Consider the following 22,763-nt stretch of genomic DNA (forward strand, 5'->3'; position numbering starts at 1 on the left):
TAAAATAATTTGTAAAATTCGTTTCTCGTTTCATCTTTGAAAAAGATCAAACGACATGGACTTAAGACTTTAATTACAAACCTAATTCTATATTTTCGTGTTGATTAATAACATGAATGAAACAGTTATTTTTTATCTTATTCGCTGAATATTTGGGCTTAGAGACTATAGTTAACAAAAGTCATTTGGATGAGTTTTACTTATCCAAAAAAATTAGAGGATGGCAGAAATGCCATCCTCCAAAATATCCATATTCAGGTTATTTATCTTAATGATTGTCTGATTGATCGTGCGGTACTGTGACGGTTGCATAAGTAACCGTTTTGTTGCCCGCTTTATCGGTCGCCGTGTAGGTTATGGTATAGATGCGTGATTTTTCTGCGCGTAAACTAAATGAAGTGGCTGCTGTACCTAAATTAGCTTGAAAGTCACCTTGGCCGCTATGCTGCTGATTGCTCGTAATGGAGGTTAACACCACAGATTCAACACCTGATGTAGCATCGCTCGAATTCAGAGTGGCATGAATAGTCACCATTTTATGATTCGCCGGCCAAATAGACGTTTGATCTAATTGGATGGTAAGTAATGGCGCCATCTTGTCAACCTTAAACTCGACTGTTTTGATCTGCTCTACGTTGCCTGCTTGATCCTTGCTGCGATAACCGAACTTATAAGTCCCATCACCGAAGGCAGGAATAGAACCGGTATAGGTGATCCAAGCACCGGCATTCACTTGGTATTCTGTTATCGCAGCTCCTCCGTATACATTGGCGCTTACAGATAAACTTACCGTTACATCCGTCCTGTACCAGCTGTTCTTGCCGTTAGGTGCAGCCGGACTTAGCGTTGCGACTGTTACTGGGGCAATCTTATAAATGTTGCTTACTACAATGCTGGTTACATTCGATACGTTGCCTACGGCATCTGTTCCTCTTGCATACACAGTGTCATTGTCCGAAACAACGGCTGGAGCGGTATACACTGTCCATGTCCCGCTTGCACCCACTTTGAATTCTTTCACGGTTGCGTCAGCTGGATAGCTGATTGTTACAGTAACACCCTGGTTGGTTGGCGCTGTGGTATCTACAGCTAAGGTTGCATCCATCGGCGCTACATGATCGATATTGCTTACCTCGTAGTTCGTTACATTGGATACATTGCCTACTGCATCCGTTCCTCTAGCATAGACCGTATTATTTTCCGAAACGACAACTGGTGCTGTGTACGCTGTCCATGCTCCGTTTGTGCCCACTTTGTATTCTTTCGTCGTTGCATCAGCTGGATAGCTGATCGTTACGGAGACATCGTTGTTGGTTGGCTCTGTAATATTGGCCGCCAAGGTCGCATCCGTCGGAGCAGTCTTATCAATATTAATCGTTATCGTGTGTTGGGTTTCTACGTTGCCCGCGATGTCATAAGACCTGAAGCTGACGTTGGTTGTGCCCTCATTTGTTATTGCTATTGGTCCATTGTAAATATTCCAGCTTGTTCCATCAAAGCTATATTCCGTCTTATCAATTCCTGATCCTCCCGAAGCATCCGACGCTGTCAAGGTTAACATCACATCGGAAGTATAGGTCCCATCACTGCTCTTGGTACCTTCTAATAAGCCAGTTGTAACCGGTGGCGTACTGTCAACAATAGGCTCTGCAAGTACTCTCAGTTCTGCTACCGCTGCAAAGTTGACAGGTTTGACAAAACGTACATATCTGTAACTGCTTATATCCGTCACGTCCACCGACCATGTTGATTTATAGGGCAACACACCAGCTCCTTGGCTTCCCAGTACCGTATAAGTTGCGAAAGTGCTGTCATTCGATGCCCTGATTTCAAAGTTGATTCGCGAAGAATTTTGATCAGCATCCTGTCTGGTTACAAATTCAATTTTACGAATCCGATACAGGCTCGCCTGTTCACCCATATCGACTGTCCATGATGCAGTTCCAGCTGTTATCCAAACCGTATTGATATTATTATCGTTTGCCTTGCTTGCCGAATAGGTCGAACTGTATTCACTTGTTGCCGTTGCCGGTTTTCCTTTTGCAATGTTCAAAAGTGTAGGCTTTGTCGTATTTGCAGCAACTACAAGAATATTTACTATAGATCGAACTTCAACTCCATCTATGGTAACACTGACAGTTACCGTAGTCTCTCCCGCTTTCGCACCTGTCACCCTACCATTGCTGTTATTTATCGTTACAATGCTGCTATCCGCAGCGTTAAAGGCATAAATGGCTTGTGATAAATCTACCGGCTGGCCATCTCTGGTTGTCAGTGCCGCTTTGATTTGCGCAGTCTCTCCAATATTCAAAATAGGTGTCCCTTGCATAGAAAGCTGCATGAAATAAGGTATTAGCATGTTGTTCACTACATTGAAGTTATTTATAGCTAGATTAGGATTTAATGCCACATCTTTCACTGCGCCTTGCGAGAGCGAAAGTGCAATTGTATTCTTATAGCCAACCGCTTTATTCAACGTTAGCTTTACGGTTTTGTTCTGGGTATCGGTGCCGTCCAGAGCAGCTGCAGTTACGATTGCATCAGTCCCCCCAAGCGTAAAGCTTGATGCTTGCAAAGCAGCTTTATCCAGCGCTTCGCTGAACGTCGCAGTAATAACCTTTCCTGTCTCATCTGTAACTGCACTTACAAGTGTTGGACCAGTATCGTCTACCAGAATGGGTGTCCGGGTAACATTTATTCCCGATGATTCTATGCCAGAAATATCAAAGGTTTTCAATACAAATGTATAAGGTACGCCGCCTGCCAAGTTCTCAATGACAGCTGACTTCGTTCCCTTGGGAACCGATTTGACCATCGTTCCGTCGTGATAAATCTTTACTCCGGCAAAACTTGCATTGGGCGGTTCTTCCCATGTGACCAACAATTTTTTATCTTCCGGTTGCACGGTTAAATAGGAAACCTCGTTCAGGGAATCATTTGGCTCAGCCAATACCCTGAGTTCAGCTACAGATGCATAGTTCACAGGTTTAACAAAGCGTAAATACCTATAGCTGCTTGTGTCTGTCAAATCCAGTGACCATGTTGATCTATATGGCAGTACATCAGGCCCTTGGCTTCCCAATAACGTAAAAGTTGCAAATGTGCTGTCATTCGACGCCCTGATTTCAAAGTTGGCTCGCGATGAATTTTGGTTAGCATCCTGTCTCGTTACGAATTCAATTTTACGAAGACGGTACAGGTCAACCTGTTCACCTAAGTCTACCGTCCATGAAGCGGTTCCGGCTGTCACCCAAGCCGTATTGATATTATCGTCGTTTGCCTTGCTTGCCGCAAAGGCTGAATTATATTCACTTGTTGCTGTTACCGGCCTGCCTTTTGCAATATTCACAAGCTCAGGCCGGGGCGTACCCGCAGGGATAACAAGCAGATTTACATTAGACAGGAATTCAATTCCGTCAATCTGGAAACGGACAGCTACTTGCGTTTCCCCCGCCATTACCCCTGTCGCAATTCCATTGCTGTTATTTACCGTTACTATACTGCTGTCTGCTGTATTATAGGCAAGAATGCCCTGTGATAAATCTACTGGCTGGCCGTCCCTAGTCGTAAAAGCAGCTTGAATTTGTGCGGTCTCTCCAACATGCAGATTTGGCGAACCTACCATAGATACCTTCATAAAATAAGGGATAAGCGTATTATTGGTGACACTGAAACCATTTACTTCTTGAATGCTATTCAATGCGACATCTTTTATTGTGCCTGCCGCCAGCGTGAGAGTAACCGTCTTGCCATAACCGACGGTTTCATTCAGCGTAAGCTTTACTCTTGCATTTTTAACATCCGTATAATCCATAATAGCGGAAGAAATCACGGCAGTCGTACCGTTTAAAATAAACTTGGAGGCGTCCAAGACTCCCGAATCCGAAATGGCTTCCAACGGTTCATTAAAATTCAGCAAGATCTCTGTTCCCGCCTCATCCGAAGAAGCACCCAAAAGGGTCGGCGGCACAGCATCCGGTGCGGCTGGCGGCGGATTTCCCGGCACCGTCAACCGGATGTCCTGATAGGCAGGCTCAATCCCCGAAAGATCCTTTACCCACTGAAGGTCGTTATGATTTCGAATAAAGGTATTGGACCCGTACGGTTCGATGTTCGTTTTGATAACTCTTTCCGTATTCAAAATCACATTATTCGTAACTGTCATTCCTGAACTGCTATGGTCCAGGTAAATCCCCAGATTACGCCACCATTCTTTATCCGGAGCGTTCACGGTTGTCCAGGGCGAACGAACAACGTCGTGAATATAGTTTTCTTTGATTTGAGTTCCCGGCTGATAAGACAATGTATAAATGCCGCCACCGTCATCCATCAAATTCATGACATTATAGATGTGGTTATTCCGTATTATGTTATTCTTCAATGCCGTTGGCGTTTTGGTAAAGCCCCAGCCTACCGACATTCCGCTATACGGCGTATCGGTAATATCATTATGCTCGACCGTCAGTTCTTCCACATAGCCTCCGAAAACGCCCACGGCGCTATAATAATCCTGACCAATCTTTGAAATATAGTTGTTTTGAATTTGAATTCTTTTATCAACCACTCGGGGATCTTCCGGTGCTGCTGTAAGTGTATACAGCTTGCTCGCTACCCCAATGCCGTTTCCGGAAATATCGGTAAAGATGTTGCCTACAATAGATGTATCAAAGTTACCGTAGCTCAAGTCCAATCCCGTTGCACCAAGATGTTTGAACGTATTTCGTTCAAACCGGATATTTCCTGCAGCTTCCATTTGTACCGCTCCAGGAAGCTTACCGCCATACCAGAGACCTCCAACTTGATAATAAGTTGCCTGTACACCGGCATAGCCATCATTAGGCTTCAGCCAAGTGGAATGTTCGAAATTCAAGTCATGGAATTGAATATGATGCACGGGGCTATCTACGGTGCCCGTGAATTTTACTATGGTTTCCAATTGGGGTGCGATAACGACGGAAGTGAACATATTCTCGCCCGGACGAGGCTCATAATAGACTTCTTGACTGTCTTTGTCCAAGAACCATTCCCCACCCTTATCCAAAAAGGCTAATTTATTCTCAAAATGATAAGATTGATTAGATTCACTTTTTGGAGCTTCATTGCCAATAACCTGGCTTCTTTCGGGCTCCCTGGGCGTTATGGTTGTCTCAGTGACTCCAGCATTGACGGAATCAACTAGGAGATGCCGGTCCGCCCAATGGGTCTGAATGATCATTTCGGCAGTGCCCGATCCCCCTGCCAAGTCTGCTGCTTCGGAACTGTTCACTTTAATGGTCTTGTTGGCATTATCAAAGGATTTTAATCGATAAAAACTGCCTGTATTCGGTGTACGTGCCCTAACGCCACGGGTGTCATTGATATATAGTTGCCGAAAGTCAAGAGAACCGACCGGGGCCTTGTAAAGCCCTTCCGACACCAATTGCCATCCGGTGATAGGCTGCCCGCCGCTGATGATGGGGGTTTCTCCCGGATATGCCTTATAGATAATGTTATTGCCGTTTTGTCCGGAATCCTCCGGTCCAAAAGTTATCGTAGTACTTTGAAAATATGTTCCTTCACGCAGATATACAACAATATCTCCAGTCATTGGATGATTGGAGATAAATTCTCTAACTGTATCCCGCGCTTTTGTAATGGTTTGAAAAGGGTTGTTTTCCTCGCCATTTCCGTTCATATCTGAACCGCTCGGGGAAATATAAACTATTTTCTGTGGTTGTGTTTCTTCTGCTGATACCGAGTTGTAGACAAAAGGATTGATAATAAATAGGAACAAAGCCAGAACTGTAAGCTCAGCAAAGCGAATCAAATGTTTAATTACTTTTATTAACATCTTTTACCTCCTAATTAATTGGATGTATCGAAACCCATTTGATCTTACGAAAACACAATTATGATAGCGTTTTCATGATTGGAAATTACATTACACGTACAACAAGTTCACAACCAACCTCCTTAAATAGATTTGTAAAATTTGTTTCTCCTAACTAACCAAGGAAAGGAACCTATCACAGAGATAGGCTACTATAATTATAGATTTATTCTATACTTTCACGTTAAGTAGCAACATGAATGAAACAATTATTTTTTGTCTTATTCGATGAATATATGTGTCCTCGTAAGCCGAGGATGTATCAAAAAAAATGAAAGGACCTGGCCGATGGCCAGATCCTTCTTAATGAAATATCAATTTTGAAACCAGCTAAATCCTCATTGTTCTCTGCCAAATATGATCACTTCGTTCAAATAGAAAGTGGAAGAATCTGTTTTTATAACTCTTATATAGCGGTATTCATTGGTATCGGCAATGTTTTTAATCCACGCTTCCCCAGCCGGCCAAGCGGTAGCCCCTTGACTGTCCAATAAAGTAGAGGTGGAAAAAGTAGGATCGTTCGATGCCCTTACTTCAAAATTTTTCCTGTATAAATCATTGGCACTAGTGCCAGCTCTAGAGAAAAGCTGAATCTGGTTAATGATATACGCTTTACCCAGGTCAGTTTGATGCCATGGATAAAGCCCGGCAGTTCCCACACCCCAGTAATCCGCATTAGTTCCATCGATCGCGTAAAAGGGAGGATGGCCACTATCGTAAGTAGAAGCTGTAGCGGACTTACTGACGCTTGCATTATAATCCACTCCGCGTCTGACATCGATATAGCTTGATGTGAGCCCTGCACTATTCTCAATAGTATCATTATCCGTGTAGTTATTGGCTATGGTATTGTCTCCAGATGGAACACCCGTCTGTACAAACACTTGGTTACCATTGCTGGTACCGCTCAAAACATTATTTTCGACTGTCATCCCTTTGCTTCCCATGTCCAAATAAATTCCTGCTATAGGATTAAGTTGGGAATATAAACTATAAGACAATTGATGAATATAATTGTTGGTGACCTGTGTTCCTGGCTGATAATGTACCATATAAATTCCGCCGCCATCACATAAGAGGTTCATAGCATTATAAATGTGGTTATTTTGCACCAAAATATTTTGCAAAGGACTTGGATTGGTATTCCAGCCCCAGCCTACACTAATTCCCGACCACGGCGTATCCACGACTTCATTATTACTAATCTCCGAATTCCCAATGTATCCTGCGAGTATACCTGCTGCTCCATAGTAGCTCTGACCAACCCGCGTTATGAAGTTATTGTTGATCAAAGCTCCTGTTACCGCATCGCCGTTCGTTGGATTATAGGGAGGATTGTAATGAGTACCGCTGTCTTCAAATACACCGATCATAATGCCGTTTCCTGCAATATCGTTAAATTTGTTTCCCACTATCGAAGTATTGCTCTCTCCTCTATGCACATCAAGTGCAACCGAGCCCATATTACTAAATGTGCAATTGCTAAAACTGTTGTTGCTTCCATTTTTCAGATAAACAGCTGCCGGTGGTCTCTGCTTATATGGCAGTCCGTTATAGTACTGCTGGGACTGTATTTCAATATACCCTTCACTACTCGGCAACATCCATGTACTATGCTGGAAAGTAACGTGATCAAATACGATATTGCTAGCCAAATGGTTTAGATCAGAACCCTGAATACTAACCAGCGTTTGCACAGTCGGAACATAAACTTCCACGCTGCTCATATTTTCGCCATTTCTCGGTTTATAGTAGAGGGTTTGCGCAGATGTGTCTACATACCATTCACTTTCTTGATCGATAAACTCATAAGCGTTTTCAAAATGATAGGGCTGATTGTTCGCTTTTTGCGGGTTTACATTTACAAATTCACGCGTTTGTTCCGTGCTTTGGGGTGTCACATAGACAGCACTTCCAACCGTTGTAGCTGAACCAATTCTTAAATAATCATTACCCCAATATTTTTGCACGACCATCTCTACTTGATTAAGGTTTCCCCAGCTGGAATATTCGGAAGCATTGATTTGAATCCGTTTGTTAGTTGTATCCCATGACAAGAGTTTGTTATATTTGCCGGTGTTGGGAGTCCTTGAACGCACAGCAGGCTTCCCGTTCACATACAACTGTCTGAAATTTAATGTTCCAACGGATGCCTTATAGACATTGTTAGCACCATCGTGCAGCGTCCAATTTGTGATTTTTTGTCCACCACTAATAATGGGGTTTGCGTTTGTGTCAGCCTGATAGTAAATGTTGTACCCATTCGTGCCTGAATCCGTTTCATTAAATGCTATCGTGTTGGTTACCGGATAAACGCCAGTTTTTAACTTTACATAAATATCTCCGGTCATATTACTGTTTATTGTGCGTACTACATCCCGTGCTTTTTCAATGGTCATAAATGGTTGTGAACTCGTACCTGGGTTGCTATCGCTGCCGGTAGGTGATACATAATAGGTTGCTTGCGTTGTTGCATGCACACTTGTTGGGACCCAAACTACACCAGCAAGCATTATGTTGAAAATCATCACCCAAGAAAAAACAACAGTAAAACAGCTTATTAATTTCTTTTTCATTAATTAACTCCTCCTATCATTCTAAGTATAAGACGATTGTAGTGTTTACCACATTTCAATCAAAACAAAAATGTAATCGTTTACAAAACCTCCTTTAATCAGATTCTTAAAATTTGATGCAATTACAGCAATAGTAAAGCGCTTTGGAGTGAGAATAACATATGTAATTACAGATTTATTCTATACTTTCATTTCAAGTTGCAACATGAATGAATCAATTATTTTTTATCTTATTCGCCGAAATTTTTAGTTTATAATATGAAGAAAAACCTGAGACTTTGCCTCAGGTCATTTGGCTCATTTTCACAATCAGCCCTTGCGTTATTTTATAAATTTATCATGGATCAACAGGAAAATGTGTAACCTTCATCTCCCTGTAACGACCAGGAGTAGTCCCTTCCACCTTCTTGAAAATCCGAATAAAATAAGTCGGCTGATAGCCTACTCGTTCGGCAATATCGTTCATTTTCATATCTGTTGTCCGCAAAAGCTCTTTGGCCTTCTCTAGACGGATATTCGTCAGATAATCGATAAAGTTCGTCCCCGTGTATTGTTTAAATTCCTTGCTTAAATTGTAGGAAGTGATCCCATGTGCATCCGCGCAGGATTCTAGAGAAATAGGAGTATGGTAATGCTCATGAATAGCATCAATCACCTTATTCACGATCTGCTTCATGATCTTCTCACGTGTGTTGGAGAGCTCCGTGACATACGGTTCTATGATTCTTGATCGCATCCATCGAAGCATCTCATCCGGGACTTTAATGGCGCTCAATTGTTCAAATAGGTTACCATCGCGATGCAGCGCTGCCGAGTAAACACCCGATTTCAGTAAAGCATGCAGAATGCTTCCTAACAACTGCAGCATACCTTGTTGGAATAGCATCTCCTTGCCCTGGTTTTGCTTCAAATCTTCAACGAAATATTCTAACTGCCTGACCGCTTCCTTCTGCACACCCATTTTCATGGATTGAATGATCGCATTTTCGATGTCGAACGGGTAGTTAACATGATTGGCTGCCAACGGGAGTATATTGTCCATATCTAAGATCTGTTCATTTTTGTCTAAGTCTCTGAACCTTAGTGCTTCCCTAGCTTCCTCTAATGATTTATGAATATCTTGCGCAAGATATACAAGCTTTCCTACACCTACGGTAAACCTCATTTGCGTAAATCGAGTTAGAATATCGATCAATTCTCCAGACAGGCGGAATAAATCACTCTTAACCTGCTCTTTGGGAAGCTCTGACGGATAAGCAAGTAAAACAGCAAAAGAAAGATCATAGAAATTGATCACTTCGGCATCCTTACAACTGCTCTTCAATATTTCTTGTGAAATATTGACCGCAGAGAAGGTTGCAAGCTGTTCGTCGCCTTCATGAAACTTCCCTTTCTTATCTGCGATGCCATCCATCCGGACCAAGATAATAGCAAAGCCCTTATCGTCCCCATTCCAGCCGTGAAGCGACATCTTTTCCTTCAGCTCAGCTTCGGAGAAGAAATATAAGTGTCCCTGTATCAATTGCAGCAATAAACCTTCCTTCAACGATTGACGGCTTTGCTCCAGATTCACGTGCAGCTCTCGGCTTTCATGAATCATCTTCCGCCATTTCCCTTCGATGAATTGGAATTCGTCATTTTTCTCAACAGGGGCAGTTCCTCCCCCAACGCTATCCATGAACATACCTACCAAATGCTTAACCGGCCTGTAAATACTTCGGGATGCCAACAAGGAAAGGACAAAAGCAACCAGTAGCCCTATCAAACTGATAGCAAGGCCAAGCTTAGAAACCAAAATGACAGGTGCTGTTAGTTTGGAAAGTGGCGTAGCCACTACATACTTCCAACCGTTTCGTGATAACAATCCTATTGTAACGGAATAACTTACCCCATTCTGATTATAGATAAAATCGCCCTCTTGGCGTCCTTGTTTTAATACTTCCTGCCGAACGGCTTCATCCAACTCGATAGGCTCCGAACTTTGACGTCTGCCGTTTGTTACCCACTCGCCGTCTTTATTCAGAATGAAGGCGACTCCTTCCCCATCGGGATTAAGAGGAAATAACCAATCATCTAGCTGACTCTTATTGATATACAGAATAATGGTACCGAAGGGAGCTCCTTCCAGTCCCTGAACTTTGTGAACAAGAGCTACGTTCACTTTATTTTTATATTTGAGTGCGCTGATGGGATGATCCCACCAGAAAAGGGAAGACTTCATCGTTAAAAGTTGTTGAAACGTTTGCTTCGTTGGTTCTTCCGTTATTGAATTGATCCCTTCATCATCGGAAATTAATAATTGGTCTTTCTGCAAATACAGCACCGCATTGTCGATCAATGGGTTGGTTTCCTTCAATATCCTTAAAGACACCAGCAACTCTCTCGTCGTATCTGGTTTCTGGCGCAAATCGCCATTAAGCAAGTCGCTGTTAAAAATCGGATTAAATCCCCATTGATTGCCGATCAACTCTAGGTGAGACAACTGCTTTTCCATACTGTTATAGATTTGCTGAAGCTGCAGTTGATGGTTTCGCTTCACTTCCGTTTCTATTTGTTTAACAGCAATAAAATAATTACAAGCAGCAATGATCGCCATGGGAAGACAGGTTACTATAAATACAATGATTAAGTTTTTATAATAATAATTCAGGTTTAGCTTCCTCATGGCGATCTGCCCACCTCTAGTAACATTAGTAAGATTCTTAGATGTTAGTATTAAACAAAGCCCTAGCCATACCTGCTTTACTTGCCAGTTTTCTTCTTATATGCTGCATTCATCTCTTCCATGGCTTTAACCCAATTCGGATCCGCTGCCAGTTTCGTCGCAAAGGCATCCCAACTTTCTAGCGGTTCTGATCCCAAAATGATTTTCACCTGAAGATCTGTTGTCTTCTTGAAAAATTCATTACGGTATTTGGTCCAAGTCTCGGAATAGAGTCCTGTAGCTGGGCTAGAAATACTGATCTTGCTTATTTCATCAATGATTCCTTTATTTCGATTGTAATAATCAGCTGCGATATTGGGAGCAATCGCATAGGTATATTTATTGTATTTTGTGAAAATTTGGCCAAAGGCAGAAGTCGAAACAATATCTTTTTGAGCCTGCTCCGTCTGTTTATAGAAGTCGCCGTCCTTGGCGAAATGCACATCCTTAAACCCATATGCTCCCAACTCATAGCCTTCATCGGAAGCGCCGTAATCAATAAAAGTCAAAATTTTCTTCAATTTAGCCTCAGGGACAGACTTCGGAATGACAAATACCCCGCTGTAGCCCAAGCTTTTACTATTGTATTTATTTCCGCTTGGACCTATCAATGAAACTAAAGGAAGCATATCTCCCTTAGGGTCCGTCTTTCTTATTCCTTCCGTAAGAACCCATCCAGTCGAGACAGCATCAAAGGAAACGCCTGCTTTGCCTGCCATGACAACTTCTCTCGCTTGTGTATTCTTGAGCGTCACAAAATCCTTGTGAATCAACCCATCAGCATACGCTTTTCGCAGCCAAGCAATCGCTTCTTTCGTCGATGGATCCGTTGTCATGTTGATCAATTTACCGCTATTGTCGAGCTTCCAACTATCATTGGCGTTTTGGAACGTACTTATAATCCCATTGAAACTGCCCAAACTTAAGCCACCTGAATCAATGTTGCCCACCAATCCAACCGTATCCGCTTTACCATTTCCGTCTGGGTCATTCTTTGTAAATGCTTCCATCACTTTATAGAGATCGTCCATCGTTTGCGGAACCTTCAGATTCAGCTTATCCAGCCAATCCTTACGTACGGACAACATGCCCGCTTCCAATCCCCGAACGCGTGGAATGGCGTACATTTTACCATCTTGGTAACGGGTATTATCATAGGCTTCCTTCGGGTAAGCTTTCAAATTAGGGTAGTCGTTAATATATTTCTCCAAATCCCAAAAGGCGCCTTGAGCGGCCATACTTCTTACATTTGGCGCAAAATTATCCCCGACTAAAGTAATGTCCGGAATTTCTCCAGATGCGAGGGTAACGTTCACCTTCTCATTATAGCTGTTAGGGGACACCCAAGTAATGGTGAGCTTGGTATTGGTCCGTTTCTCGATTTCTTTGATCACCACATTATCCGGGCCAGGAGGCTCTGCTCCATAGAACGTAGACATTATACTAATGGGTGTTGGTGGTTCCAATGCTTTCGCACTGGCAGTTGGCATTGAGCTGCCACTTGTAGCGGGTGTGCCGCTTTCTTTACCACATGCCGCCAACAGAGTACCTGTTGCAAGCGTTAAAACCAGAAGTGCGGCCGACTTCTTTCGAATGGATGCGAGGTGTTTCATTTTTTTCCTCCCTTTTTGGCAAATCAATTTATTGTATGATATCATTCCTTGACAGAACCTACCAAAACTCCTTTGGTAAAATGCTTTTGAAGGAATGGGTATACCATTAGAATGGGGATCGTAGCAATAAGGACGGCCGCCATCTTGATCGATTGCGGGTTTATGATTTGCCCTTCCTCGAGAATGTCCCCCCCACCGGCCGAAGTACTGGAATCGATCAACATCTGCCTTAATACCAGCTGCAACGGCCATTTTTGGAAATCATTAATATAAAGAACCGCATTAAAAAATACATTCCAATAACCTATCGCAAAAAACAGTCCGAAAGTAGCCAACGCCGGAAGAGATAGCGGTAAAATAATCCGCCACCACACATGAACATCGTTACATCCGTCAATAACAGCTGCTTCTTCCAAGCTTGAGGGAATGCTATCAAAGAAGCTTTTGATCAGAAACACATTCCAACCGCTGCTTAACGCGGGAAGAATGAGCGCCCACAAGGAATTAATCAAGCCCAAGTCCTTAACTAGCAAATAATTCGGAATCAAACCGGGCTGAAATAAGGTTGTGAACAAGATCAGCAGCAGTATATACTTTCTTCCCAGCATGCGCTTTCTGGACAATGCATAGGCTAGTGCCGAAGTAACCACCAAACTTAATGCCGTGCCTATAACGGCAAGATAGACGCTTATGCCCATGGAACGTGGAAACAGCGGCGTAGATAGCAGATATCGGTAATTCTCTAAGGTAAAGCCTTGCGGATAGAGGATAAGCCCACCCTTCAAATAGACAGCAGGGTCTGTGAATGAAACACAGAATACATAATATAGGGGAAAAATCGAGACAATTCCAATTAAGACCAACAGCAGCATATTCGTACGTTCAAATATTTTCTCCGAGAAGGTTAGTTTATGCATGGTTCCCTCCCCCCTTTTGTTAATATAGACCATCTTGGCCAAACATCTTAGCAAGCTTGTTGGCGGCTACCACCATAATTAACCCAACAAACGACTTGAACAAACCAACAGATGCCGTGTAGCTGAATTCCCCGTTTAATATGCCATTTCTGTACACATACGTATCGAACACATCCGAAACGTTCGAAACAGCCGCGCTGCCCATTAAGAACACCTGTTCAAATCCTACATCCATAACGTCTCCCAACCTTAATATCAAGAGAACAATAATGACATTCCGAATTCCTGGGAGTGTAACATGCCTAATTTGTTTCAATCTGCTTGCCCCATCCATTTTGGCGGCTTCATATAGGGTTGGGTCAATGCCGGCGATTGCCGCCAGAAATATGACCGTTCCGAAGCCGGCATCTTTCCAAATTGTTTGCAGAGTTAACATAATCCAAAACAATCCAGGAGAAGTCAAGAATGCTATTTTGTCAAAACCGAGGAACACAAGAATTGCGTTGACCACGCCTTCCGACTGTCCGAGCATGATAAAGCTGAGTCCGGCAATAATGACCCAAGACAGGAAATAAGGGAAGTAGATGACCGTTTGGACCACTCTTTTGAAAACCATGTGCCTAACTTCATTCAGCATAATGGAAAAGAGGATTGGCGCCGGAAAAAACAGCAATATATTTAAAGTGCTGATTGCTAGTGTGTTACGCAACAGAAGATAGAAATCCTCATTACCGAAAAACCGCGCAAAATGCTCAAGTCCCACCCAATCGCTCTTCAGAATACCCGCATAGGGCGAATAATTTTGAAAAGCAATGACCAAACCCCACATGGGAACATATTTAAAAATGATAAAAAATAAGATGCCTGGCAATGCGAGTAGATATAAAAATCGGTCACGAAATACAATGTTCATGATTTGTTTCGATTTCATTCGCGACTTAGTTGGCGACTTTCCTCTTTTGCCATGAAGAATTGAATCTGGCGAAATTGATGCCTTACTCATGGTTAATGCTCCTCCTATCCTTGGTCTGTCCTTCTGACTCGAAGTTGATAGCTTCAATTTACCCCACGTTAAAGCCGTTCGTCTACGTGACTCTTTTGCCTCCATATCTGATTAAAACCTTGATACATAGCCATTTTCTAACACCGTTTCTCTCTTCCGGCAAAAATGTTCAGCTTTTTCGCTGCACATTTTTGCGAAATAAGCACATGGCATAAAAGTGAAAGGCAGCCTCCCCAATAAAGGAGAGACTGCTTTTCTTCGTGAACAAGAACACTTATGGTTTTAGTCTTGCTATAACCCTCAATTTCGTTTGTCGTCACGTCATCCCTTTCGAGCTTGGTTTATATTGCTGCTCCCTGAACTGTCCCGGTGTAACTGCCTCTGCCTTGCGGAAGTGCCGGATAAAATTGGTGGTTGTCGCATACTTCAATCTTTCCGCGATTTCACCTACTTTCATCTCTGTCTCGATAAGCCACTTTTTGGCCATGCCTAACCGGTACCTCGACAAATATTCACTAAACGTCATCCCTGTTTCTTGGCGGAATACTCTGCTGACATAATGTGGGTTGTAGTTGATCGCTATTGCGCATGATTCTAGGGACAAATCCGTATCGTACCCTTCAGTGATGAGCTGAATCACTTCGCGGGATATTTGTTGAAATTGATGCTCTTTCTGTTGCTCCAGCTTTTCCAGCGCTGGACGCATCACTTGATGGCGCAACCAATGTCCGATCTCTTTAACCGAACTCAGCTTCAATAGTTGATCGATTAACGGCTTTTCAGCGTAAATTGCCGATACAGACAAACCTGCTTCCTGAATCATACGAATGATTTCCGTCACAAGCCGCATTAGCAACATTTGTACTTCCAGCGGTGACAGACCGGCTTCCGTTACGAAAGCCAACATCCGTTCAAGCTGTCCGTAAGCGGTTTCCGATTCTCCGGATTTGATCGCATCGAACAACCCGCTTTCCAATAACGGCGGGATCTGTCGTGGTGCAATGGATCCGGGATAAACATCCTCGATAAACATAATTGACTGCTTGCCAAGGGAAATTCTGTATTTTAAAGTATCCAGACTCTGCCTGTAGGCGATACTCGTTTCGATAGGGTGCCCGTAAAACCTGCTGACGCCTATGCTCACTTGCAATTGCAAATACCGATTGACGGCGTTTTGAATCATTTCTGCCCAAGTGTACATGTCATTTTTAAAGGTAACTGAATCGGTTTCATCATACCCTGCGATGATAACAATCGCTTGATCCATAAGTAATGGGGTTAGCCGCCGCCCAACGGGAATTAGTTCGCTAACGATATTGCAAACAGCAAACGACAGAAGATCCCGATCCTGTTCCGTATACTTGCTGCCTTCGAAAGAATCGATTTGAACGGCTACCACACCATACGTATTCCAACCTGCTGTCTCGGGAAATAAAGCCAGTTTGCTCCTGATTTCGCTTTCCTTGACTTCCCCGAGACAGAGCCTGAGTATAAAAAAGTGCTTCAACTGCTCTAATTGATTGTCAATTTGGGCGCTCATCAAATCCTGGGATTTACGAATCGGTGAATACATTTGACGTGAACCCAGAAATGCTGCAACTAGGATAATCAATAACACAACTGCGCATGTTCCAAAGGTTACCCATTTAATGAAATCCGACTCTCGCGTTATCACATCGATGGAAATGATGGATACATACACGAAACCGTAATAATCTGATTTCCGGTAGCTGACGATAGCGCGATTGCCGTTGATTACCGCTTCAAAAAGTCCTTCTCGATCGGATGAAGACTTCAACTGATCCATCCAGGAGTTCGATTGAATAGCTTGCGCCATCCCCACGCCTTTTTGAAAAGCAAGCATTTCATAGTTGCCGCCTAGCATCATGACATTTCCAAGCTTACTGCTTTTCAGAAGCAGCTTCTCCAGCTCATCTCGTGAAATTTTCGCTACGATTGTCCCGCTTCCGGAAACAAGTTTCTTGACGAGGCTAATACCACCGTTGTATTGAGAACTTGCGTTTTCGCCGCTTTCATTACCCTCTTGCACACGATCCGGAACGATGTAAACATCGTGGATCCATTCCGATTGTTTCTTTCTAGAAGTATACATCCTCACCTGTTCCCGATCTCCTGGCTCTAGTTGGTCGAATGAATAAATGCCATCATTGCGAATCAACCACTGATTCGCCGAATGAATCAAATAAACGTCGTGAACGCCAAGTTCGAACGTTTGCAGATGATGCATCCCGGATACAAGCTGCCCGAACCATTGGGAAGTTTGGAAGCTGTGATTTTGAAGCAAAGCGTTTATGGCTGAATTCGTATTGGGGGAGCTAATGAATTGGGTCACTGCCGTGTCCACCGTTTTCAAAGTTTGTTCCACTCTTTGCTCTGTCTGCAGCAAAATTTGCCTGTTGCCGTGAACGGCCATCTCCTGAATTTTGCTCGCTGCGTTGAAGTATGAGAACATGCCGACAGCAATGACCGGGAACGTACCCAGCAAAACGCTAAACAAGATCAATTTAATTAAAAAGCTTTGTCCGACCCACTTCATGGTACTATTCCCCCCACTACGAATGCCTTAATTGCTGAAATATCAATCAATTCTACTTCTTTTGCAATTTCTCATAGGCGTCATTCATCAATCGAATCTGCTCGTCGCCTCCACCTTTGCGCCACTGCTCAATCGCTTTCAACCAGGCTGTTTCATCACTTTCACCCAAAATATACTTCGTACTGGCATCGGGAATGATTTTGGAAATGTCTTGCGTTTTTGGCAGATCCACAATGAGCGGCGCGGTCGGATTCAACACCGCAATTTTGTCATTCGCCGTGGTCAGTGTTTTCCATTTCACGTCCAGCGGTTTCATATCTTTCTGCTCATAGAGGAGCGATCCATCATCTACTCGCAGCTGAGGCAAGTAAAGCGGGAAATCTTTTCGTGCCGTATCAAGCTTAACGACTTTGCCGTTCTCCAGCTTATAATCGGTTCCTTCCTTTCCATACTCAATCAAATTTTGCATCGTTTTATCAGACAGCTTATCGAAAAATCCTAGTATTTTCTTCAGCTCAGTTTCGGTTTTGACTGACGATTTGGGGAACAAAAACAAACCATTGTATCCTGTATCGCCTCTAGCGCGTTCTCCCTTGGGACCATTGAGGGTTCTCAAGACATCCAGGTTAATGTTAGGATTCACTTTCTCACCGCCATCCTGAAGCAGCGTCACGGTATTCATCGAGCTGAAGGTTACTCCGGCTTTGCCTTTAACTATCAAATCCCTTTTCTGTGTTTCACTAATCAATGGAAAATCGGGATTGATCAGCTTCTCTGTTACCAACCTACGGTAAAAATTTAAAACGTCCAGATACTCTTTTGTTAAATGTGAGGGAGTAAGCTTACCGTCCTTCAATTCCCATTTGTTAGGTCCTCCATAATAGACTAATAAACTTTCGAACCCGTTAAGTACGTTATTTTCAGCAAATCCGTAGGTATCATTCTTTCCGTTTTTATCAGGATCGTTCAAAGTGAAAGCTTTGATGACCTGGTATAAATCATCCAACGTTTGAGGCTCTTTCAGCCCTAGATTATCCAACCAATCCTTGCGGAGTATAATGCCAATCCCAGCCAAGGGACGCGGACGGAAAAGACCGTAAATTTTACCGTCTACGGCCGTACTTTCGAATACACTCTGGTTCATTTTGCTCAAATTGGCGAATTGTTTGATATAGGGACCGATTTCCCAAAATGCGCCATCACGTACAGCACTAATGAATGCTGGGGTCTTGGCATTTAAAACAAGCAGCGCTTTCGGCAATTGCCCCGATGCGAGTGTCACGGTAAACTTGTCAGCATAAGCTGAATTCGGTACCCAAGTAAAATCCAGTTTCGTGTTCGTATAATCTTCAATCGACTTCATATATTCGTTGTTATTCATATTCGGAGCATCTCCGGAGAAATAGACGTTCATCATGCTGATAGCCGTCGGCTCGGAAGCTATCTCTACATCGTCGGTTTGTTCGTCCGGGGTTTTCCCGGCGCAGCCTGCGAGCAGTCCCGCCAATAAAGTCACAAGACTGATAGACGTGATTGCCTGCCTGAATGATTTCCTTATCTGATTCATCTGTTCTTCGACCTCCTTGGAATAAGCAATTATGGGTAAATTGAACTTTATCCTTTTACCGAACCCAACAACACCCCCTTTGCGAAATGCTTCTGCAGGAATGGATATACAAGCAGGATTGGAACGGTAGCCACAGTTATGACCGCCATTTTCACCGTTTCCGGAGGTATCACCATATTCTCGCCGTCGGTTACGCTGCCCATGTCGCCGAACTGGCTGTTCGACATAATGACGATGGATCGCAGGAGCACTTGAATCGGCCATTTGGCCGAATCGTTTATATAGATGACTGCGCTCATAAACGTATTCCAATGCCCTACGGCAAAAAAGAGGGAGAACGTAGCGATTACAGGCATGGATAGGGGCAAAACAATGCGGAACAAAATGGCCAAATCGTTGCAGCCGTCAATTTTAGCCGATTCTTCAATACCTTCTGGCATTTGTTGAAAAAAATTTTTGATGATGATCAAAGCAAACGCCCCGATGGCTCCTGGGATCATGACAGACCACAAGGAATTAAGCATGCCAAGTTGCTTAACCAATAGGTAATTGGGAATGAGCCCGCCGCCAAAAAGCATCGTAAACAAAACCATCCCCATGACCCAACGTCTTCCGATCATATCTTTACGCGAGAGCGGATAAGCCATGATTGAGGTACAGACGATGTTGATGAAAGTACCCATGATCGTGATATAAACAGTTACCAGCAAACTTCGAAGCAGCGTGTTCGTCGAAAAAATATACCGATACGCGTCAAGTGAAAAGTCCGTCGGAAACAGGATAAATTCCCTTGAAAGTACTTCCTGCTCAGAAGCGAATGAAGAGGCGACAATATTCACAAACGGCAGCACAGTCACTAGAGCAAACAGTGTCAAACAGGCATAATTGAAAGCATCGAAAATCCGCCCAGCAAGCGATGTTTCCCTTCTCATCAAAAAATCCCTTCCTCTCCCAGCTTTTTTGACAAGTAGTTGGCCACAATAATCAGGATCAAACCTACTCCCGATTTAAACAAACCTACTGCGGTGCTGAAGCTGAATTGCCCCTTCACGATCCCAGCATTGTAAACGTATGTGTCAAAAACTTCAGCGACTTCCCGATTCATTGTGTTCAGCAAAAGAAACACATGATCGAAACTGAGATCCATAATGTCGCCCAATCGAAGAATCAACAATATGATAATCGTGCTGCGGATGGAGGGCAGTGTTATGTGCCACATTTGGTGCATCCGGTTCGCTCCGTCGATACGTGCAGCTTCGTACATTTGAGGATCGATGCCCGCGAGTGCCGCCAAGTAGATAATCGTACCCCAGCCGCATTCTTTCCAGATGTTTTGCAAGATGTAGATGGGTCGAAACCAGTCCGAATTTAACATAAAGCTGAACTTTTCAAATCCGGCCGCTGCGGCCAAGTTTTGGACAATTCCGTTCTGCGATTCAAACAATACGAAAAACATGCCAATTACGATAACCCAAGACATAAAATGCGGAATATAAATCAAGGTTTGCACAAGCCGTTTGTACGCAACATTCTTCATCTCATTAAGCATCAGCGCCACAATAATCGGCAGCGGAAAAGCGAAAACGATGTTTAACAAAGAGAGCGTCAATGTGTTCTTCAGCAGCATCCAAAAGACAGGATCGCCAAAAAGTAAGTGAAAATGTTCCAAGCCGATCCATTTACTGCCTGTAATTCCTTTGAAAGGAGAGTATTCCTGAAAAGCAATCACGATTCCGGCCATAGGTACGTATTTAAATAAGAGAAAGTAAAACACACCGGGAAGCAGCATGAAATACAACCATCGGTCTCGTATCAGCTTGCTGACCAGATAGCTTTTTTGCAGATTTACATGAAAAGTACGGGGACGTAACAACAACTGTTTCATTTCGCGCATCAGCCTTTCGTTTATAACCTAATGGTATCGCTCCATACAGCAACCATATGGCTTTTTCCCCGTATCCGTCGATATTCATTTGATGACTTCCTGCACAAACGCAGTGCTAATCAGGTATTTTGTCTCCATATAAAGTGAAATGCAGCCTCCCTGATTAGTGAGACTGCACTTTGATTTAATCATTAGCTATTCTTCGTTTAATAACCTTGGCGGGTACTCCAACGGCAATACTGTAAGGAGGTATATCCCGCGTCACAACAGAACCCCCTCCGATGACTGAGCCTTTGCCGATCGTAACTCCAGCGGTAATGTTTACCCTTCCGGCGATCCAAACATCGTCCTCAATTGTAATCGGGGCAAATTCAACCCCTTGATTGTAAATCGGATTATCCACTTCATCGAATCGGTGGTTGCCTGCGATGATGATGGCATGTGAAGCAATGCGCACATAATCTCCAATATTGATTCGACCGCTCATATCTTGAGAAGATCCATATCCTACGATATTAGAATAGGCCTGTATCGAACAGTATTTCCCAACAGTCACATTCCCCTGCAGCAATACACCTAGGGCGACTGTGGAATGTTCACCGATCTCAATCGCTCCGTCGCGCGGGCAAATTCTCGCTTCGGGGCTAATCAAGCATGTCGGGTGTATATCTGACCTCGGGTGACGCGATGCCAGCCAGTATCCGAATCTGCAAGCCAATCTCCGACCCCATGTTTGCCTCCCCGGCATGCTGTATGCTCCATCCAAAATCGTCCAAAAGCTCATTTCAACACCTCTGCGATATCAATCTCGCATACAATCGCATACTGATTAGGAAGTGTATTTACAATTATCTTTTGGCCGTCCGGGGAGAACACGGGATGATGGCATACACGATAAGGATTCCTGCCGCTTGGTTCCGTCTCCCCGAATACACGAGGAAGGAATAAGCTTTGGATGACCTGATCCGTTCGTACATCAATGAATAAAACCTCTCCTGGTATTGTTCCTGTATCCGTTACGAGCAGATTATGATCCGATGGCGAGATACTTGGATGCCCCCCGCTGCAATGTTTACTGATTCTTCTGTAACAGCTCCCGTCGTAACGAACTTGCGCCAGACATAAACGAGCCATGTCTTCCGGATCCGGTCCATATCCGATCAAGTGCTCTCCGTCTGGATGCCAAAACCAGTGAACACCTTGCTTCCCATAGCTTAGATCAACGGCAAGATGCAGTTCCTTCAGATCTTTGTCTGCCGTAAATACGTATGCCAATCTAGGCTCTCCTCTGCTTTTGTCCACGCAATGGTTCCCAAAGTAGAATAGCAGCCGACTGCCATCCGAATTCCACCGAACGCAATAGCTCATCAACGTTAAGCCTTCCGTGCTTCCCAGCCGCTGTTTGACCTCTTGATCGCTTTGAAGCAGACGATCGCGATGTGGATGCCGTTCCAATATTTCCGCTGTACTTAGGGCTAGCTCCGTCTTGTTCGGATCAAACGAGTATCGGAACAATCCATGCTCTCCCCGCTGCTGGAAAGGGATAGGGGACAGCTCGGGTTGAAATCGGTCATATCCGTAGCCAGCGGCATACAGCATCCCCATTAAGCCGGAAATAATTGGCTCGCCGAATGGGGGCGCTCCTTCCATATCGCCTTCCATTGTCAACTCTTTTCCTGTACTTAATTCGCGCTTAATAATTCGCGGTCGATTGAAGGTTCCACTTTGGTAATAGACATATTTTCCATCCGGGCTCCAAGATTGCCATAGACCCGTATGAAAGAACCCAGAGTGGAGTTCAGTTTGTCCAAAACGATCCAACACTTCTCCCTTCGGAGAAACGACTAATACCTCTCCAGTGTTCTTCTCCAAATCACCGCCCGCTAACAGAATACGACCTGACCCGTCAGGTGCATAGGGGGATAATGTATAATAGCTGTGCACGCACCAACGATCTCGTATCGGAATAGGGCGAATTGAAGGATGACCTATATGTCCAAATTGGTTCAAGTGAACACCTCTCCTCTAATGAAATAAATAATGATTTCATCCTCTCGTTCTATTATTATATT

12 protein-coding genes are annotated in these 22,763 nt (G+C 43.7%); all 12 read right to left on the reverse strand.

All coding sequences use genetic code 11. From position 1 onward, the window contains the following. Window positions 1–268: 268 nt before the first annotated feature. Entirely contained in the window at window positions 269–5,830 is a 5,562-nt protein-coding gene (locus tag GC102_RS07535) for an OmpL47-type beta-barrel domain-containing protein (RefSeq protein WP_171688932.1), read from the reverse strand. 377 nt (window positions 5,831–6,207) lie between these two features. After that, entirely contained in the window at window positions 6,208–8,445 is a 2,238-nt protein-coding gene (locus tag GC102_RS07540) for a discoidin domain-containing protein (protein WP_171688933.1), read from the reverse strand. 337 nt (window positions 8,446–8,782) lie between these two features. Beyond that, the gene (locus GC102_RS07545) at window positions 8,783–11,110 is read right to left on the reverse strand and encodes a helix-turn-helix domain-containing protein (protein ID WP_171688934.1); all 2,328 of its coding nucleotides are present in this window, start codon (window positions 11,108–11,110) and stop codon (window positions 8,783–8,785) included. A gap of 77 nt (window positions 11,111–11,187) precedes the next feature. Further along, on the reverse strand, window positions 11,188–12,762 hold the full coding sequence (locus GC102_RS07550; RefSeq protein WP_216627975.1) for an extracellular solute-binding protein: 1,575 nt from the start codon (window positions 12,760–12,762) through the stop codon (window positions 11,188–11,190). 41 nt (window positions 12,763–12,803) lie between these two features. Continuing rightward, window positions 12,804–13,679 carry a carbohydrate ABC transporter permease gene (locus GC102_RS07555; protein ID WP_171688935.1) on the reverse strand — a complete coding sequence of 292 codons (876 nt, stop codon included), beginning with the start codon at window positions 13,677–13,679 and terminating at the stop codon, window positions 12,804–12,806. A 19-nt stretch (window positions 13,680–13,698) separates the two neighbouring features. After that, on the reverse strand, window positions 13,699–14,682 hold the full coding sequence (locus GC102_RS07560; RefSeq protein ID WP_171688936.1) for an ABC transporter permease: 984 nt from the start codon (window positions 14,680–14,682) through the stop codon (window positions 13,699–13,701). 316 nt (window positions 14,683–14,998) lie between these two features. After that, on the reverse strand, window positions 14,999–17,239 hold the full coding sequence (locus tag GC102_RS07565) for a helix-turn-helix domain-containing protein (RefSeq protein ID WP_171688937.1): 2,241 nt from the start codon (window positions 17,237–17,239) through the stop codon (window positions 14,999–15,001). 52 nt (window positions 17,240–17,291) lie between these two features. Continuing rightward, window positions 17,292–18,806: an extracellular solute-binding protein gene (locus tag GC102_RS07570; RefSeq protein WP_171688938.1), complete on the reverse strand. Its 1,515-nt coding sequence runs from the start codon at window positions 18,804–18,806 to the stop codon at window positions 17,292–17,294. Window positions 18,807–18,853: 47 nt separating this feature from the next. Continuing rightward, on the reverse strand, window positions 18,854–19,738 hold the full coding sequence (locus tag GC102_RS07575; RefSeq protein ID WP_171688939.1) for a carbohydrate ABC transporter permease: 885 nt from the start codon (window positions 19,736–19,738) through the stop codon (window positions 18,854–18,856). Continuing rightward, window positions 19,738–20,691, reverse strand: coding sequence for an ABC transporter permease (locus GC102_RS07580; RefSeq protein ID WP_171688940.1), 954 nt, complete (start codon window positions 20,689–20,691; stop codon window positions 19,738–19,740). Before GC102_RS07580 ends, GC102_RS07575 begins: the two co-directional genes overlap by 1 nt. A 184-nt stretch (window positions 20,692–20,875) precedes the next feature. Further along, window positions 20,876–21,475 (reverse strand): acyltransferase, encoded by a 600-nt coding sequence (locus GC102_RS39980; protein ID WP_171688941.1) that lies wholly within the window; start codon window positions 21,473–21,475, stop codon window positions 20,876–20,878. Further along, entirely contained in the window at window positions 21,472–22,701 is a 1,230-nt protein-coding gene (locus tag GC102_RS07590; RefSeq protein WP_171688942.1) for a PD40 domain-containing protein, read from the reverse strand. Before GC102_RS07590 ends, GC102_RS39980 begins: the two co-directional genes overlap by 4 nt. Between the last annotated feature and the right edge of the window lie 62 nt (window positions 22,702–22,763).

It is taken from the genome of Paenibacillus germinis (assembly GCF_013141785.1).
GTDB lineage: Bacteria > Bacillota > Bacilli > Paenibacillales > NBRC-103111 > Paenibacillus_E > Paenibacillus_E phytorum.

Excerpts from the sequence above, each read along its gene's own strand:
- GC102_RS07545 (WP_171688934.1), bottom strand. The coding sequence starts at position 11,110 with ATGAGGAAGCTAAACCTGAATTATTATTATAAAAACTTAATCATTGTA.
- GC102_RS07540 (WP_171688933.1), bottom strand. The coding sequence starts at position 8,445 with ATGAAAAAGAAATTAATAAGCTGTTTTACTGTTGTTTTTTCTTGGGTG.
- GC102_RS07575 (WP_171688939.1), bottom strand. The coding sequence starts at position 19,738 with ATGAGAAGGGAAACATCGCTTGCTGGGCGGATTTTCGATGCTTTCAAT.
- GC102_RS07565 (WP_171688937.1), bottom strand. The coding sequence starts at position 17,239 with ATGAAGTGGGTCGGACAAAGCTTTTTAATTAAATTGATCTTGTTTAGC.
- GC102_RS07570 (WP_171688938.1), bottom strand. The coding sequence starts at position 18,806 with ATGAATCAGATAAGGAAATCATTCAGGCAGGCAATCACGTCTATCAGT.
- GC102_RS07555 (WP_171688935.1), bottom strand. The coding sequence starts at position 13,679 with ATGCATAAACTAACCTTCTCGGAGAAAATATTTGAACGTACGAATATG.
- GC102_RS07550 (WP_216627975.1), bottom strand. The coding sequence starts at position 12,762 with ATGAAACACCTCGCATCCATTCGAAAGAAGTCGGCCGCACTTCTGGTT.
- GC102_RS07560 (WP_171688936.1), bottom strand. The coding sequence starts at position 14,682 with ATGAGTAAGGCATCAATTTCGCCAGATTCAATTCTTCATGGCAAAAGA.
- GC102_RS39980 (WP_171688941.1), bottom strand. The coding sequence starts at position 21,475 with ATGAGCTTTTGGACGATTTTGGATGGAGCATACAGCATGCCGGGGAGG.
- GC102_RS07580 (WP_171688940.1), bottom strand. The coding sequence starts at position 20,691 with ATGAAACAGTTGTTGTTACGTCCCCGTACTTTTCATGTAAATCTGCAA.
- GC102_RS07535 (WP_171688932.1), bottom strand. The coding sequence starts at position 5,830 with ATGTTAATAAAAGTAATTAAACATTTGATTCGCTTTGCTGAGCTTACA.